Annotated in this window: 16 protein-coding genes and 1 other RNA gene; 11 read left to right on the top strand and 6 right to left on the bottom strand. The window is 62.1% G+C overall.

Annotated features, from left to right (window positions below; genetic code table 11):
- Positions 1 to 25: 25 nt before the first annotated feature.
- Both I0K07_RS15620 and I0K07_RS15615 read right to left on the bottom strand, forming a co-directional pair.
- Positions 26 to 643, bottom strand: coding sequence for an OmpW/AlkL family protein (locus I0K07_RS15620; protein ID WP_203295108.1), 618 nt, complete (start codon positions 641 to 643; stop codon positions 26 to 28).
- Between the two features lie 124 nt (positions 644 to 767).
- Entirely contained in the window at positions 768 to 2,903 is a 2,136-nt protein-coding gene (locus I0K07_RS15615) for a TonB-dependent receptor (protein ID WP_203295106.1), read from the bottom strand.
- A 115-nt stretch (positions 2,904 to 3,018) separates the two neighbouring features.
- Here I0K07_RS15615 and I0K07_RS15610 point away from each other — a divergent pair, with 115 nt between their 5' ends.
- The 5 genes from I0K07_RS15610 to I0K07_RS15590 all read left to right on the top strand — a co-directional run bounded on the left by I0K07_RS15610 (position 3,019) and on the right by I0K07_RS15590 (position 7,175).
- Entirely contained in the window at positions 3,019 to 3,447 is a 429-nt protein-coding gene (locus I0K07_RS15610; RefSeq protein ID WP_203295104.1) for a transcriptional repressor, read from the top strand.
- Positions 3,448 to 3,472: 25 nt separating this feature from the next.
- Entirely contained in the window at positions 3,473 to 4,396 is a 924-nt protein-coding gene (locus I0K07_RS15605; protein ID WP_203295102.1) for a thioesterase family protein, read from the top strand.
- Between the two features lie 50 nt (positions 4,397 to 4,446).
- The gene (locus I0K07_RS15600) at positions 4,447 to 4,878 is read left to right on the top strand and encodes a MarR family winged helix-turn-helix transcriptional regulator (RefSeq protein ID WP_203295100.1); all 432 of its coding nucleotides are present in this window, start codon (positions 4,447 to 4,449) and stop codon (positions 4,876 to 4,878) included.
- Positions 4,879 to 4,971: 93 nt separating this feature from the next.
- The gene (locus tag I0K07_RS15595) at positions 4,972 to 5,748 is read left to right on the top strand and encodes an enoyl-CoA hydratase-related protein (RefSeq protein WP_203295098.1); all 777 of its coding nucleotides are present in this window, start codon (positions 4,972 to 4,974) and stop codon (positions 5,746 to 5,748) included.
- A 32-nt stretch (positions 5,749 to 5,780) separates the two neighbouring features.
- Positions 5,781 to 7,175 (top strand): serine hydrolase domain-containing protein, encoded by a 1,395-nt coding sequence (locus I0K07_RS15590; protein WP_203295096.1) that lies wholly within the window; start codon positions 5,781 to 5,783, stop codon positions 7,173 to 7,175.
- Here I0K07_RS15590 and I0K07_RS15585 read toward each other — a convergent pair.
- A complete protein-coding gene (locus tag I0K07_RS15585) occupies positions 7,159 to 7,563 on the bottom strand; it encodes a BLUF domain-containing protein (protein WP_203295094.1) in 405 nt (134 codons plus the stop codon). The genes I0K07_RS15590 and I0K07_RS15585 overlap by 17 nt on opposite strands.
- 214 nt (positions 7,564 to 7,777) lie before the next feature.
- Between I0K07_RS15585 and I0K07_RS15580 the strand changes: the two genes are divergently transcribed.
- The 5 genes from I0K07_RS15580 to I0K07_RS15560 all read left to right on the top strand — a co-directional run bounded on the left by I0K07_RS15580 (position 7,778) and on the right by I0K07_RS15560 (position 13,005).
- Positions 7,778 to 9,283, top strand: coding sequence for a UbiD family decarboxylase (locus tag I0K07_RS15580; protein ID WP_203295092.1), 1,506 nt, complete (start codon positions 7,778 to 7,780; stop codon positions 9,281 to 9,283).
- A gap of 91 nt (positions 9,284 to 9,374) precedes the next feature.
- Positions 9,375 to 9,435: hammerhead ribozyme type II (locus I0K07_RS15575), an RNA gene on the top strand.
- A 713-nt stretch (positions 9,436 to 10,148) separates the two neighbouring features.
- Positions 10,149 to 10,751 (top strand): TetR/AcrR family transcriptional regulator, encoded by a 603-nt coding sequence (locus I0K07_RS15570; RefSeq protein ID WP_203295090.1) that lies wholly within the window; start codon positions 10,149 to 10,151, stop codon positions 10,749 to 10,751.
- A 74-nt stretch (positions 10,752 to 10,825) separates the two neighbouring features.
- Positions 10,826 to 12,145, top strand: a complete 1,320-nt coding sequence (locus I0K07_RS15565) for a S41 family peptidase (protein ID WP_203295088.1) — start codon at positions 10,826 to 10,828, stop codon at positions 12,143 to 12,145.
- A 5-nt stretch (positions 12,146 to 12,150) separates the two neighbouring features.
- Complete coding sequence (locus I0K07_RS15560; RefSeq protein WP_203295086.1) at positions 12,151 to 13,005, top strand: hypothetical protein; 855 nt, start codon at positions 12,151 to 12,153, stop codon at positions 13,003 to 13,005.
- Positions 13,006 to 13,008: 3 nt separating this feature from the next.
- Here the strand turns inward: I0K07_RS15560 and I0K07_RS15555 are convergent, their stop codons facing one another.
- The gene (locus tag I0K07_RS15555; RefSeq protein ID WP_203295084.1) at positions 13,009 to 13,590 is read right to left on the bottom strand and encodes an LOG family protein; all 582 of its coding nucleotides are present in this window, start codon (positions 13,588 to 13,590) and stop codon (positions 13,009 to 13,011) included.
- Between the two features lie 80 nt (positions 13,591 to 13,670).
- On the opposite strand from I0K07_RS15555, the gene I0K07_RS15550 reads away from it, so the two are divergent.
- Positions 13,671 to 14,789 carry a PDZ domain-containing protein gene (locus I0K07_RS15550; RefSeq protein WP_203295082.1) on the top strand — a complete coding sequence of 373 codons (1,119 nt, stop codon included), beginning with the start codon at positions 13,671 to 13,673 and terminating at the stop codon, positions 14,787 to 14,789.
- On the opposite strand, the gene I0K07_RS15545 is transcribed toward I0K07_RS15550, so the two are convergent.
- Complete coding sequence (locus I0K07_RS15545) at positions 14,771 to 15,868, bottom strand: threonine aldolase family protein (protein ID WP_203295080.1); 1,098 nt, start codon at positions 15,866 to 15,868, stop codon at positions 14,771 to 14,773. The two genes, I0K07_RS15550 and I0K07_RS15545, sit on opposite strands and share 19 nt — an antisense overlap.
- Positions 15,865 to 16,218, bottom strand: coding sequence for an ArsC/Spx/MgsR family protein (locus tag I0K07_RS15540; protein WP_203295078.1), 354 nt, complete (start codon positions 16,216 to 16,218; stop codon positions 15,865 to 15,867). The genes I0K07_RS15545 and I0K07_RS15540 overlap by 4 nt, the downstream gene beginning before the upstream one ends.
- Between the last annotated feature and the right edge of the window lie 91 nt (positions 16,219 to 16,309).

Genomic DNA, 16,309 nt, shown 5'->3' with positions numbered 1-16,309 from the left:
ACTGCTTTTGGCCCGGGGAAGACGCCTAGAAGCGGCGGCCGAAGCCGATGCCGAAGACGACGGGGTCGATCTGGACATCCGCCGCAATCGCGCCGTCGATCAGCACATCCGTGTCGATATCGATGTATTTGACGTCCAGGTTCAGGAACCATTCGTCCTGCAGGGCGATATCGATACCGGCCTGGGCGGCGAGACCGAAGCTGGCGTCATAATCGATCGTGCTCAGAGCCGAACCGGTGGGCAGGTCTTCATTGAAGAAATAGGTGTAGTTCACACCGGCACCGACATAGGGGCGGTACTGGCCTTCCGGATTGAAGTGGTATTGCAGCGTCAGCGTCGGCGGCAGCAGGGTGACGTCACCCAGATCAATGTCGCCAGCCGCTGTACCGACAGCCATCACATCATGCGGTGTCACGCCGAGGATCAGTTCCAGCGCCCAGTTGTCCTGCACGAAATAGGTGATGTCCAATTCCGGCACGATCGAGCTGTCGATGTCGACATCGCCGCCGATGGGCGTGATCGTGGCCTCCTCATTGGGCACGACATTGATAGCGCGCAACCGCACCAGCCAGTCGCCCTGCTCCGCCATCGCCGGAGCTGCGAGAATGAGGGCAGCCGCTGCGCCGAGAAGCATCCGTTTCATGGGTCCGTCCTTTCGTCCCTAAAGAATATGGGGACTTTCTGGACCCGGTTGCGCGCGGGATGAACTGCGCGTTTCGCCGCGCGTCAGCCTGCCGCGCGGCAGGCTGACGCAGGGGTTGTGCGGCTCAGAAATCCAGGACGAGGGCGGCCCGGAAATTGCGGCCCGGAAGCGGGAGCTGGTCCTTCAGGAATGAGGTGTGCAGACGCGCCTCCTCATCCGTCAGATTGCGCCCTTCCAGGATGACGCGCAGACCGCGGTCCGCAAAGGGTTCAACGGAATAGCGGGCATTGAAGATGAGATAGGACTGGGTCTTGAACTCGGCCGCGGTGATCTCGTCCTGCACATCCGCCCATTCCGCCTCGACGTGGAAGTCCTGCCGCTCGGTGCTGGCCGTCACTCCGGCTGTCAGCGAAAGCGGCGGAATGCGCGGCAGGGCAGAGCCATCATCCAGCTCACCATCGACATATTCGCCGGTCAGCTCGCCATCGAAATCCCAATTGCCCAGCGTGCCCAGAGGCCCTTCGATCCGGCCCTCAAAACCGGTCAGGGAGGCGTCTTCCTGCCGGTATTGATAGACGGCGAAGCCATCTTCTTCGGCACCGGTGGCGAAGGGCGCGATGAAGCCATCATATTCGGCATGGAAGACCGCAGCTTCAAAATCCCAGCCCTGCCAGGTGGTGCGGGCCGTCAGCTCACCGGAGAGCGCGGCTTCGACCTGAAGGGCCGGATTGCCGGTTTCATAGGATTGTGTCGCGACATGGGGGCCGTCAGCAAAGAGTTCGACATCTGTGGGCGCACGCTCCGCCGAGGACACGGTGACCGCCAGGAAGGTGTCGCGGACCGGGCGGAAGAAGATGGAGGCGGACAGGCTCTGCGTGTCGAAATCCCGATGGTCCGTCGCAGTATCCAGCTCGCGCTGTTCCAGACGCAGTCCGCCTTCCAGGCCCCAGCTTTCCGCATCCCAGCGCTCCACCAGGAACACGCCCCAGTCGGAGGTCTCGGATGCCGGTACATAGGCTTCATCACCGATCGCCGCGAAGTCCCGGCTGAACGCCTGCAGGCCCATGGCGCCTTCCCACAAACCACCGAAAATATCCTGCGGCGTGTGACGCGCTTCCAGACGGCCTTCCCAGCCATCATTGGTGAACCGGGTCCCGATCGCATCGCCCTCCAGTTCGGCATGCTCATAGCTGCCGGTTCCGAAGGAGAAACGGATGCGTTCGATATGCTCACCCAGATCACGCCACTCACCGCGCAGGTCATAGCGGGTCTGTTCCAGGTCGATGCGCACGCTCTCATCGCCGTGCGCGTCATGGTCACCCTCCGCGCTCAGATATTTGCGGGCGTCATGATCATCATGCTCTTCCTCGCCATGCGCGTGTCCGCCGGGCACACCGTAGAGCGCGGTGGAGCGGCGCACGCCCACGCCGATAAATCCGTTCTCGCCGACCCAGGAAACGCCACCGGAGATCATGTCGAAGGTCAGGCCGGAATTTTCCACCGTGCCGAAGGGATGTTCTTCGTCATCCTCTTCATGATCATGGTCGGGATCGCCGGCCGTTTCGGCCTCATGCTCGGCTTCCTCATAGAGGCGGAAAATCTCGGATTCCGCATAGCCAGGGATCGAGTAGTCGTCCGCCGTCCGGGTCAGGGCTTCAATATTGAACACGAACTCGCCCGCATTGAAGCGGACCTGACCCGCCGCGGTCTCGCCGTCATCGACACTCGTCAACGCGGCGTAGAAGCGACCTTCAAAACCGTCTTCCGCGCGTTCTTCCGGGATACGGCCATCAATAACATTGACCACGCCGCCGATCGCGCCACCGCCATAGGCAATGGCCGCCGGGCCGCGCAGGATTTCCACCTGCTGGGCTTCCAGCGCTTCAGAGGCAACCGCGTGGTCGGGGGAGTTGGTGGAAGCGTCGATCAGGCCGACACCATTTGAGAGGACACGCACGCGGTCCGCGCCGAGACCCCGGATCACCGGGCGGCTGGCAGCGGGACCGAAATAGGTCGTTGAAACGCCCGGCTCGTGCGCAATCGTATCGGCCAGCGAGCCCGCCAGATTGTCTTCAATGTGGCGGCGGTCGACGACTTCCACAGCACCGGCAATCTCGTCGGCCGCTACGCCCAGCGGTGCAGAGGTCACCCGGATGACGTCGATCGTTTCGTCATCGCCCGGCGATGCATCCTGCGCTTGGGACACACCCGTTGCCAGAACACTGGCCAGAGCCGTCGTCGCAATCAAACCTGCACGCATGCCTTACCCCGTTATGAAATAACAAAACACTTGAACGGGGTGATATTATAACGTTCCGGTGATCGCAAGCCCTCAGGGTGTGAAATTGCAAATTCTCGGATTAAATAACTGTCAGATGCGTGCTGATTCTCTCATCCGGGCCCTGGAGGCCGCCGAAGCCCATTGCGTTGAACGCGGTGAGAAACTCACCCCTGTACGCAAGCGTGTGCTGGAACTCGTCCTGACAGCGGAAGGCCCGGTGAAGGCCTATGATCTGCTGGAAGCCCTGAAACCCGGCCCCGGCTCTGCCAAGCCGCCGACGGTCTACCGCGCGCTCGACTTCCTGATGGGCGCTGGTCTGGTCCACAAGGTGGAGGCCCTCAACGCCTTCGTCGGCTGTTCCCACACCCATGATGATGGTGGCGCGGAACTCTTTATCTGCACCGATTGCGGATCGGTCGAGGAGCGCCATGGTGCCCCGGCGCCGGTGAACACGCCCAAGGGCTTCACCATTGAACGCTCCGTGGTTGAGCATTTCGGTCACTGCGTTAAATGCAGCCACTGAAACGGCTCCACGGGGGACGGATCCCATGATTGAACTCTGGCGCGGCAATGTGAACGCGTGGGAATGCGACGAGCTGGGCCACTACAATGTGCGCTTCTATCTCGCCCGCCTGTCTGAAGCTGTCGCCAATCTGGCGGAAGCGGCCGGACTGAACCCGATCCACCGGACCGATGCCTCGGCCACGCTGATCATGCGGGACATCCATGTGCGCTTCCTGGCCGAAGCGCATCCCGGAGCGCCGCTCTATATCGAAGGCGGCCTGATAGAGCATGATGATTGCACGGCACGTGCGATATTCGTGATGCGCCATGCCGGCTCCGGCAAGCCGGCCGCCAGCTATCATGTCGTCCTGGGTCATGCCTCGCCGCAGACAACGCTCGATTTCCCGTGGCCGAAGCGGTTTCACGCGCATGCCGATACCCTGAAGGTCGATCTGCCGGACTTCTCCGCACCGCGCGGACTGAGCCTGGACGCGACGCCCTCAACGCCCAGCCTCGCCCAGGCTGACAAGCTTGGCCTAGAAAGCATTGGACGCGGCCGTTTCGGCCAGTCCGAGATGGATGGCTTCGGATCGATGCGGGCCGAATTCCTGCTCGGCCGCGTCTCGGACAGTGTCACCAATTTCTCAGCGGCCTTTCCCGAAGAATGGGAGCAGCATGCCAGCGGCAAGCCGGGCAATGTCGCCTCGGCCCTGCTGGAATGCCGGATCCTGCCCCGCCATTGGCCGCGCTGCGGGGATGGCTATGTGATCCGCTCCGGCCTGAAATCCGTCAGCCCGAAAGTCCGCAATATCGTCCACTGGGTGATGGAGCCGGCGACCGGAAAGGTCTGGTGGACAATGGAAGGCGTGGCGGCCCCGATGGACCTGACCGCCCGCAAACTCCTGGATGTGCCCGACGCGGTTCAGGCCAAGGTGAAGGCGGCCTGCATTGACGGTCTGAGTGCCTGAGCCGACTGTCCGCCCTCCCCCGCCTCGCAGAATCGCCGCACTGATAGGTCATGGCACGCGCTCGCGCCGTAGACCGGCGCCTTTTTCTCCTGCTGGAAATCGCCGCCCGGCGTCTCGATCGGGAAGCCGATGCACGCCTGCGCAAGACGGCCGGTGTCTCGACGGCCCAGGCCGCCCTCCTCTTTCTTCTCGCCCGTCGCGGCGAACGCCGGATGAGCGATATCGGCGACATGCTCTCGCTGAACCCGCCCGCGGTCACCGGTCTGGTCAGCCGCATGGAAGCCCTGGGCCTGGTCGTGAAATCTGCATCGCGGACAGACCGCCGCTCTGCTGTGGTATCCCTGACCGAAAAGGGCCGGGCCCTGGGTGATACGGCCGACCATATCCTGCGCGACATGAATACCGAGCTGGAGGCCCGCCTGGGCGAGGATGACAGCGATGCGCTCTACCGTGTCCTGACCCGGCTGGCGACGGATTCCTGAGCGCGAAACTGACGTTTACGTAAACTGCAGCAGGGTTTTCGCGCCTCCCGTTTCCGGCTAGCATCCGACAAAATCAAAATTTGGGAGGCTCGCGTGAGCGAACTGGTTCTGGTCGAAACCGCGGATCGCATCCGCACCATCACTTTCAATCGCCCCGAAAAGAAAAATGCCCTGACGCAGGACATGTATTCGGCGGCGGCCGAGGCGCTGGACAGCGCCAATGATGACCCCTCCGTGCGGGTCTGCATCCTGACGGGGACGCAGGGCGTCTTCACCGCCGGCAATGATATTGTCGACTTCACCCAGCGTCCGCCGAATTTCGGTGAGCATGACACACCGCCGGTCCGCAAATTCATGCTGGCCCTGCTCAATTGCCAGAAGCCGGTGATTGCCGCCGTTGATGGCCTGGCCATCGGGATCGGCGTTACGCTCCTGCTGCATTGCGACCTCGTGGTGGCCTCGGACCGCGCCGTCTTCAAGACGCCCTTCGTGGATCTGGCCCTGGCGCCGGAATTTGCCTCCTCCCAGCTCATGCCGCGCATTTTCGGTCATGCTGTCGCGGCCGAACTCCTGCTGCTGGGCGACACATGGGACGCAAACCGCGCCCGCGAGACCGGGCTGGTGAACCGCGTCACCCCGGCCGACAAGCTGGCCGAGACCGCAAACTTCATGGCCGCCATCCTGGCCGCCAAGGCGCCCAGTTCGCTGAAAGCCTCCAAGGCGCTGATGCGCCAGCCGGTGGAAAGCATTGAGGACCGGATGGATCGGGAAAACACGATCTTTGCCAATCAGCTGCAATCGCCGGAATTTGCCGAAGCCGCTGCGGCCTTCCTGGAACGCCGCGCTCCGGATTTCGACAAGCTGGGCTGACCGGATATCGCCCGGATCGGGCGGGGGGAAACATGATCAAGCGTATTCTGGCCGGAACGGCCGCTATCATCCTGGTGGGCGGTGTCGCCGCCCTCAACCTCTCGCCGATCGGACGCGTCTACCTGCCGTCCGGAACGGGGATTGTCGCCAAACAGATCTGCTCCCAGACCTGGGTGGCGGGGCTGGACAGCGACTTTGCCCGCGAGGTCTATCTCGATCCGCTTCTGGGTGGCGCCGCCTCGGTGATCACAACGCAGATCGATGAAGAGGCCCGCTCCGTAAGCGCGGGTGTCTTCGGAATTTTCTGGCAGCAGACGGCGGTCTGGCGGGACGGGCTGGGCTGTACGCTGGTGCATGATGCCGGCACCTTCGATGCCGATCTGACCGTCCCGGTGAGCCAGGATTTCCAGCCGATGGAGATCGATGCGGATTTCCGGGATACGCATTTCGACACATCTGCCCTGGAAGCCGCGATCGATGCCGCCTTCGGCGATCCGGAGACCGATGACCGCAATACGCTGGGCGTGGCGGTGCTCTATCAGGGCCAGCTGGTCGCAGAGCGCTATGCGCCCCAGGCCAGCCGCGAGACGCGCTTCCATGGCTGGTCCATGACCAAGAGCACGATGGCAACACTGGCGGGACGGCTGCAATATCAGGGCCTTATCGATATCGACGCGGAGGGTTCCGTTCCGGCCCTGTCCGCCGTCAGCCCCGACTACGAAGATGTCACGATTGACGCCCTGCTGCGCATGGCCGGCGGGTTTGCGATTGCCGAGCTGAATGACGGCACCGACCCGAATTCGCAAATGCTGTTCACCCAGAGCGATATGGCGCATTTCGCGGCGACGCGGGAACGTCTGTATGCGCCGCTGGAACACTGGCAGTACATGAGCGGCAATACGATCATGGCGACCCACGCCATGCAGCAATTCCTGGGCGACGATATTCCCTCGCGGGTTCAAGGACTTCGTGAAATCCTGTTCGAACCGCTGGGCATGTATTCGCCGATCCTGGAGATCGATGAGGCCGGCACTTTCCAAGGCTCATCCTACATGTATGCCACCGCCCAGGACTGGGCACGGCTGGCCTGGCTCTATGCCAATGATGGTGTGTATGCGGGCGAAAGACTGCTGCCGGAAGACTGGAACGAGATCGTCTCGACACCCACGGATGGGTCGGACCGGGCCTATGGCATGGGTTTCTGGCTGCCCAGCGAGCATGATGGCGTGCCCGAGGGCACTTTCATGATGAGCGGCTTCCAGTCGCAATGGGGTTTCATCATGCCGGAACAGGATCTGGTTGTGGTCCGTTTCGGGGCCACAAACCGCACCTCATCGCGATCCTATGAACTCGCTGCCGCTGTCGTGAGTGCGCTGCGGGAGCCTCAGGACGGTATCGAAACGGACCTGGTCACGCAGCCAGAGTGAGGCGCGGCGAGGTCGCAATGCGGTTCTCGTGCGTGATGTCCCGGATCAGCGCGCGCACCTCACCGGCAGTCAGCGTATCGGTCCCGTCGCAGGCCTGACCGGCCCGCCGCCCGACGCACCAGGTCTCGAACTCGCGGACGTCCACCGGGCCGAATTCCAAACGGCGCAAATCGACCAGTCGCGCATCACGGCGCGCCGAGGCAAGATAGCGCAGAAGCGGCCGGCGCTCGCCTTCCAGGACGAGAAAGAAGCGGTCCCCCTGCCAGGCCATCTCACCGGTCAGGCAATCCTCGATGCTGGCTTTCATGCAAGCGGTCAGGAGAGAGCCCAGCGGACCGCTGAGGGAGCCGGCACCCAGATCGATCGCCGACCGGGCTGTGAGAACCATTCTATGCAACATGGGGGAACTTTCGGAACGCGCAGTCATACTCAAACCCGGTTCTTTAACCGGCAGGGCTGAAATCGATATCAAAACTGCCGGACAAATTTTCGGCAGTTTTGAGTCAAATGCCTGTCATTGCCCGACCTGTGTGACACGTCGTCCGCTGGACTTTCCGTCGCAAACTTGCAGTTTCTCCCACACAGACATTCGGAGTGCCGGCATGGCGTACAAATCCCTGCGCGATTTCATTGACCAGCTCGAGGCTGAGGGCGACCTCGTCCGCATCACCACGCCGGTCTCCACGGATCGCGAGATGACGGAGATCCATCGCCGCACGCTGGAAGCCGGCGGGCCGGCCCTGCTGTTCGAGAATGTCCTGAATGAAAAGGGCGAGCCGAGCGAGATGCCCTGCCTGGTTAACCTGTTCGGCACGGTGAAACGCGTCGCCCAGGCTGTAACGCTGGGCGGGGAGGCGCGCACGACGGGCGAAGAATTGCGGGAAGTGGGTGAGCTGCTCGCCTTCCTGCGCCAGCCGGAACCACCGCGCGGCGTGAAGGACGCGCTGGACATGCTGCCCCTGGCCAAGACGGTCATGTCGATGCGGCCCAAGACGGTGAAATCCGCACCCTGCCAGGAGATCGTGCTGACCGGCGATGAGATCGATCTCGACCGCCTGCCGATCCAGACCTGCTGGCCCGGCGAACCGGCACCGCTGATCACCTGGCCGCTGGTGGTGACCAAGGGGCCGGGCAAGGACCGCACGGATGATTTCAATCTGGGCATCTACCGCATGCAGAAGCTGGGCAAGACGCGCACGCTGATGCGCTGGCTCAAGCATCGCGGCGGCGCGCAACATTATCAGCGCTGGAAAAAGGAAAAGCCGGACCCCCTGCCCGCCGCAGCGGTTCTGGGCGCCGACCCGGGCACGATCCTGGCGGCCGTCACGCCGGTGCCGGACACGCTGTCGGAATACCAGTTCGCGGGTCTCCTGCGCGGCAAGAAGGCGGAGCTGGTGGACTGCAAGACTGTGCCGCTGCAAGTCCCGGCCGAGGCCGAGATCGTTCTGGAAGGCCATGTCCTGCTGGACGAATACGGACCGGAAGGTCCCTATGGCGACCACACGGGCTATTACAATTCCGTCGAGCAATTCCCGGTCTTCGAGATTTCCGCCATCACCATGCGGAAGAAGCCGATCTATCTGACCACCTATACCGGCCGTCCGCCGGATGAGCCCTCCGTGCTGGGCGAGGCGCTCAATGAGGTCTTCATCCCGCTTATCCAGCAGCAATTCCCGGAGATCGTGGATTTCTGGCTGCCGCCGGAGGGCTGTTCCTACCGGATCGCCGTGATCTCGATGAAGAAGGCCTATGCCGGTCACGCCAAGCGCGTGATGATGGGTGCCTGGTCCTATCTGCGCCAGTTCATGTACACCAAATGGATCATCGTGGTGGATGAGGACGTGAATGCGCGCGACTGGAAGGATGTGATGTGGGCGGTCTCCACCCGCATGGATCCGGCCCGCGACATCGTCACCGTCGAGAACACGCCCATCGACTATCTGGACTTCGCTTCCCCCGTTTCCGGCCTGGGCTCCAAGATCGGCCTCGATGCCACCAACAAGGTGGATGGCGAGACCAACCGCGAATGGGGCGAAAAACTCGACATGGATGCCGAGACCAAGGCGAAGGTGGATGCGGTCTGGGATGAGTTGGGGATTGAGCTATGAGAACAATTACTACCAACTCGAAGTTGTCTAAATTCCTGCCCCACACTAACATCTATTGAATTTTAAAGCTTGCCACCCTATAATCTAGGAAAGCCGAAACGCATTTCGCGTCCGCTAGGGGTGGCCTCCCAGCGCTGAAGAGGCAGGCCAATTGAACTCGCCATTCTCATTCACTGACATTCTTGAGCGAATAATTCCTGGAATGTTGTGCCAAATGATTTTTGGCACTTTGTACTTCGGCACGTCGCTCGTTGGCAGAGTGGCACAACTCGATGTCGCCGGCTTCATGATCATAATCGCGATAGCTTATGCGATAGGCGTCGCAGCAAATATAATAGCAGGACTCTTAAATATATTGTTCGTTCCTTCTAGAGACGTTGAGATTCCCAATGCTGTAAAATTGGCGATAACGAGTTTCTTCTCTTTAGATTTTGACAAAAATTCCTGGAAATACTGCTACGGAATAGCTCACAAGCACGGACATAGCGCAAAATCTCAAATTCTAAGCAATCTTGATGTATTTTGCAGGTCAATGTCTGTGATATGCGCAATCGGAGCAGTGTCAGGGATTATAACAAAGATAGTAATATGCAATTCCACGCTGGAAACTCCTAGCGCAAACTTTCCTATTGCCATATTCTCAACAATTATTGGAATTTTTTGCATCACATTTATATTCGGTGCACGAACATACTCACACGCTTTCGTAGGATCTATTTATCAAGCATTTTTTAGTTGGTATACAGAGACACAAAACCACTCTGCCAATACAAATATTAAATAGAAGAGACGCACTCAGATCAGATCAAAAATTCGCCCCCTCTCATAACTTGGACTCCAATCCAAATCATGCCAGTCTCGCGTCATGACCGAGACCCTCAGCCTCTCTCCGCGCGCCCGGGCCAACCGGGAGAAGATTTATCAGGCGGCCATCACCCTGATCGAAAGACAGGGGCTGGAAGCAACCACGATGGATGAGATCGCGGCAGAGGCCGGGATGGCGCGGGCGAGTGTGTTCAATCATTTCCCGTCCAAGCTTCTCTTCCTGGCGGAGTTCTTTCAGCGCTTCACGGATGATGTCATTGGCGCGGCGCGCTCGGCCCGGCTCACCGGTTTCCGCAACCGGCTGGAAGCCCTGTTCGCCGCGATCGGCCCGATTGCCCACGCCAACAAGGCCATGGTGCGCGAGTTTGCCTCCCTCGCCATGGGGCATGGTCCGCTGGCCGAGGCGGAGAGCGAAGCCGATGATGTCATGCACAGCTTCTTTCGCGAACTGGTCGAGGAGGGCCAGCGCACGGGCGAGCTCCGCCCGGATGTCGACACGGGCGTGTTGACCGACTTCCTGCTCGGAATCCTGACCGTGACCACCCATGACTGGGTGAATTCCGGTCAGTCCTCTTCTCTGCAGGCCGATCTGGCAGCGCGTTTTGAGCTTTTGATTCAAGGCATTGCAAAAAGTTCAGTCTGAACCGCATCCGATTACGCCCGCTGACGCATCTCAGGGTCATCACAATTTGGACTAAGGTCCATTTAGGAGATGGAATGAGACGCAGACTTTCAAACCGATGCTCGCTCGCCGCCGCGTCAGCACTCGCCCTGGGCTGGGCGATGCCTGTCCTGGCGCAGCCGACCCCGCTGGACGCCGACGCCTGGCGCGCGGATGCCGACGCGCTGGTGTCCGTGCTGGAAGCGGAACACGAAAACCCCTTCTTCCACACGCCGGAAACCGAATTCCGCGCTGCCGTCGAGGCTTACAAAGCCGGCGTGCCTGAGATGGACCGGGCCGAACGCATTGCCGGCCTGGCGCATATCCTCGCCCTGGTCGGTGATGGCCATAGCTGGATGCCCATGCACGCCCTGCCCTTCGACGGCCTGCCGCCGGGGCCGGGCTTCCACTCCCTGCCGGTGCGCTTCGAACTGTTTGATGACGGGCTCTATATCGTCGGCGCCACGGGAGAATGGGCCGGACTGGCCGGCGCCCGCGTCACCGCGATCGGGCATGTCGACACGGCACAGGCTGTGGCGCGCACGATGGACTTGCTGCCGACGGATGCGGTGAACCTCTCCCGCGAATTTGTCGCCGAATGGCTGATGCAGGCTGAACTTCTGACGGCTCTGGACCTGGCGCTGAACGCGGACAACATCTCGCTGACGGTCGAGCAGGATGGCCACAGCCATACGGTCGTGATGCAGCCCCTGCCGGGCGATGCGGTCTATGACTGGATCTTCTCGATGGATACCGGCCCGGCCGGTGCCGATAACTGGGTCACGGCCGCGCAACAGGTTCCGGCCTGGCGCATTCCGGTCTCCGAACCCTTCGCCGTCCGCCCGATGGAGGACGCCCTCTATCTGCGTATCGACCAGATCCAGAATGGCTCCCAGATGAGCTATGCCGATGCGGCCCGCTCTGCCGTGGAAGCCGCCGAGCTGATGGAGCATCCCGCGCTCATCCTCGACCTGCGCCGCTGCCTGGGCGGGGATGGCTCCCTGAATGATGAATTCATGGCCGCCCTGTCCGCCAGCGAGGCACTGATGCAGGAGGGCCGCCTGCAGGTCCTGACCAGCCGGCAGACGCATTCCGCCGCCGTCATGCTGGTCTCCGATCTGGAACAGCAGACCCCGGCCCGTTTCTACGGCCAGGCGACGGCTGACCGGCCCAATCATCATGGCGAGACGAATATCTTCGTGACGCCGAACAGCCTTCTGCCGGTGATCCACGCCAGCGAATACTACCAGACCTCGACCCCGGATGATGACCGCCCCTTCGTCACGCCCGATGTCGTCATCCCCTATCTGTTTTCCGACTATCAGGCCGGCACGGACCCTGTCCTGGCTGCCGCCCTGGCCGATCTTGAAGGATAAGACCTATGACCCGTATCACCTCCCTGCTGGGCGCCGCTCTGACCCTGACCGCCACTGCCGCCTGTGCCACCAATGCCGCCCAGGCTGATGACTCTGTGTGGGATTACCAGGCCGAGAACGCCTCGGTTGGCCGGATCTATTACTATGAGCGCTCCAATACGGATGGCTCTCTGGACGAGCGGATCACCATGTTCCACCGCTCCGAAACCCAGATCGACGTCTACAAGGAAAACGGCCTGTGCCGGAATGCCGCCCTGGTGACGGCCGAGCTCGATCCGGAAACGCTGAGTGCGAGCCGCGTGGTCGGCGGCCAGCTCCTGCCCAATGCCGAGCACATGGAGTTTGCCTTCATCGAGTTGGACGAGGCCAGCAATGAGTTGAATCTGGAAGTCCGCCTGCCGCAGATGACGATCACGGATACCGCCCAGGTCGAGAGCGGTCCCTGGCATGTCTATGATTTCGATCTGGCGAGCCTGACCGTGATGACGCCCCATCTGGTCGACCAGAACACGGCGTTCGACTTCGGCATGCTGCTGCTGTGGGCCGACCCGTCCAGTGATGATCCGATGTTCTGGATGGGCGATGTCACCGCCACGCCGGACGCCCATGTCGAGCATCTGGGCCATCAAACCCGCCGCTATGCACTCAGCGGTTCGGCCCTGACCGGCGAACGCGCCACCGGCGGCGACGCCCATCTGTGGCTGGATGCCGAAGAAGGCTACATCGTCGACGCGGTCTTCCCGACGCCGAGCCATCCCGGCTACACGGATTTCCGCCTGCGCCTGGACCATGTCTCCGATGGCGGCCTGGCCGAATGGGAAGCCCTGCTGACCGCCCATTTCGAAGGCTGTGACGAATAAGGCCTAGGTCTGCCCCGTCTTGATCCGGACATCCGCAGGCGGGGCCTTATAGGCCGCAAACATGTCGAGCAGGGCTTCTGCGTCGTCGGACACCATCAGCGCACCGCGATGCTCTGGCGCCAGGAAGCCCTGCTTCGTCATCTTGTCGAGGAAGGCGACGAGTTCGTCGTAATAGCCGCCCACATTCAAAAGCCCGACCGGATTGCGGTGCTGGCCGAGCTGACCCCAGGTCCAGATCTCGAACAATTCCTCCATCGTGCCGATCCCGCCCGGCAGGGCGATGAAGCCGTCGGACAAGCGTTCCATCTTGGCCTTGCGGGCATGCATGGATTTCACGACATGGAGCCGGGTGAGCTCCATATGGGCGATTTCCTTGAGCGCCAGGAATTCGGGAATGACGCCCTCAACCGTGCCACCGGCCGCCAGCACGGCATCGGCCAGCGTGCCCATCAGCCCGACCTGTCCGCCGCCATAGACGAGTTTGATCCGGCGCTCAGCCAGAACACGCCCCAGATCATTGGCGGCCTCGGTGAAGGTCCGGTCCTGCCCGGAATTGGAGCCGCAATAGACACAGATGGATTTCATGCTAACCCTGATCCTTTGGTTTTGGATCGGACCGGACGGCCCTGCCTCACGGATCCGGCAAATGACGGGCAGACCGGATCATGCGTTGGCTTTTTCTCTTAGTCTCAGCCTGGCTGGCGGGCAATCTCCAGGCGGCTGCGTACGCGCAGCTTCCGGCGCAGGACCCGCCTCGCGTCCATGAATTGCCGTCGCAGATGTGCCGGAATTACTTCTTCGTGCCGATCACCCTCTCCGACCAGCCGGACCGGCCGCAGGACCGCACACTCTGGTTCCTCTATGATACGGGCGCCTCGTCCAGCTTTGCCGATCCGGACAGCCTGGCACGCGTCACCGCGCAATCCTTCGACACCGGACAGCGGGTCAATATCCGCGAGGCGACCCTGGGGCCACTGACCTATAACCGCCTGCCGGTTCGCGTGCAGGAGCTGGACCATCTCTCCATGGCGCTGGGCCGGGAGATTGACGGCATCCTGGCCTATGACGCGCTGGGCGATTTCTTGGTCACGCTGGACTATCAGACCGGGCAGATTCGACTGGAGGCCGGGCAATTGCCGCCGCCGGACGGGATCAGTGTGTTTGACACCGACGGACGGGACAGCCGGCCCTGGCTGGACATTGAATTTCCCGGCCGCACAAGGCGCATGCTGATCGATAGCGGTGCTGGCGGCACTGTGCTGGCCGTGAACCGGCTGCACCGTTATCCCACGCAATCCGAGCCGAGACCCACAGGGGCGTCCATGCGGCTCAACCGGGTTGAAACGCGCGACGGGGCGCGGCTGGACGGCGTCGCCCGCCTGGGGCCGCACGCGCTTACTGCCCCCACCCTGCAATCCACGCCGGGCACCGAATTGATCGGCGGTCAGGTGATGCGGCATTTCCGCTGGACCTTCGATGCCGATCGCGAGCGTGTCCGGATCGAGCGGGTCACGCAGACCGAGATCGGGTTTGACCCGGTCATCTCGCACGGCCTGGTCCTGCGCGGCGACGGAAACGGGATGCGGGTCACCGCTGTGCTGGACAATACGCCGGCCGCCGCCGCGGGCGTGCGTGAAGGGGATCTCATCACCCATTTCAACGGGTTGGAAATGCGCGACCGGGACTGCAATCCGGACGGCACGCGCGAAGAACTCGTGATCACCCTGGTCCGGGACGGGACCGTGATGGACGTGCCGCTGGCGCTTTATCCGCTGGTGGAGTGAGACGCGACATGGGCCGCCATGACCCGGATCGCTTCGATGATCCGCTGCGGGTCTGCAGCCAGGGCGCGTTCGCCGATGGCAATTTCCATCGCCGGGACCGGATCCCATTCAAAATTCCAGAACCGGTTACCCAGCCAGACTTTCGTCGCCTTCGCCGCCGCGTCACGGGCGGCTTCGGCGGTGGGGACGTCGCAGTCCAGACGGACATGCATCATGTTCACTTGCGGCGGATTGGGCGTGATCGTCAGGCCCGGCACATCGCCGACGCCCACGGCGATCTCACGGGCCCGGGCGACATAATCCGGGATCTGGCCCAAGCGCAGATCCAGTACGCGCAGGGCGTCCGGCACCATCGGCCAGGCTGAGACAAGGCGTCCGCCCATCCGCGCCAGCCAGAGCCGGGCCTCGGCGGCAAAGTCTTCATCGCCGGCCAGGATCGCCCCGCCCGAGGCGCCCAGATCCTTGTAGAAAGAGGCATAGACCGAGGCGAAACCCTCGCAGATCTCCGGCAGATCATGTCCCGGCCAAGCCGAGGGCAGCGCCCAGAGCCGGGCGCCATCCATGTGCAGGGTCTGGCCCTTGTCGCCGGCCTGCGCCTTGATCGCGACCAGGGTCTCCCAGTCCGGCAGTGCGCCGCCATTATGCCGCTGCGGCAGTTCGATGATGGTGCAACCGGCCTGTTCGGGCAGATCATCCGGACGTATCGTCCGGTGCCAATCCCCGCAAATGACCGTCTCCAGCCCGTGCAAGTGCTCGTGCCCGCCTTCTTCATGCAGGGCGAGATGGGAGGTGGGATGCAGGCCCAGGCGGTGATCGCCCGCCTTTGCGCAATGGATCCGCGCGGCAACGCCTTGCGCCATGGTTCCGGTCGGGAACCAGACAGCAGCCGGCTTGCCCAGAAGCTCGGCCATGCGCGCTTCCAGCCGGGCGACACTCTCGCCGGTCAGATAGGCTTCCGCACCCAGACCCTGCTCACGCATATAGACGGCGACCCGTTCCAGCCGGTCTACGGGATCACCATCGGTGTGAAAGGGAAAGCTGAGATCGAGGTCGCACTGCGCCCGGAGCGGGGAACTCATTCCGCCGCGATCTTGAGTGCGTCCAGCGTGCTGGCGGACCAGCCGACATGGACGTCCTGACCAGCCTCGATGACCGGACGCTTGATCAGGGTGGGCGAGGAAATCAGGGCCCCGGCCGGATCAGTCTCGGCCATGGAGCGCTCTTCATCGGACATGTTGCGCCAGGTGGTGGAGCGTGTGTTGACCAATGCCTTGGAGCCCACGGCATCAAGCCATTTGGGGACCTGGACGGCATTGTCGGCCTCTGCGCGGATATCGACGAATTGGTGTGACAGACCGGCAGCCTCCACGTCCTTCACCGCCTTGCGGCAAGTATCGCAATTCTTCAGTCCGTAAATCGTCACACGCATTGTTCGGTCAGCTCTCCCGTAAAATCGAAGCGGATTGGAAGGGCTTCGCGCCTCCTTGGCAAGGGGGCCAAAAGAATACTCTTATTCCAAG

It is taken from the genome of Maricaulis parjimensis (assembly GCF_016817355.1).
Lineage (GTDB): Bacteria > Pseudomonadota > Alphaproteobacteria > Caulobacterales > Maricaulaceae > Maricaulis > Maricaulis parjimensis.
Note: the sequence above shows the minus strand (reverse complement) of the source record. Positions and strands in the feature narration are given on the sequence as shown.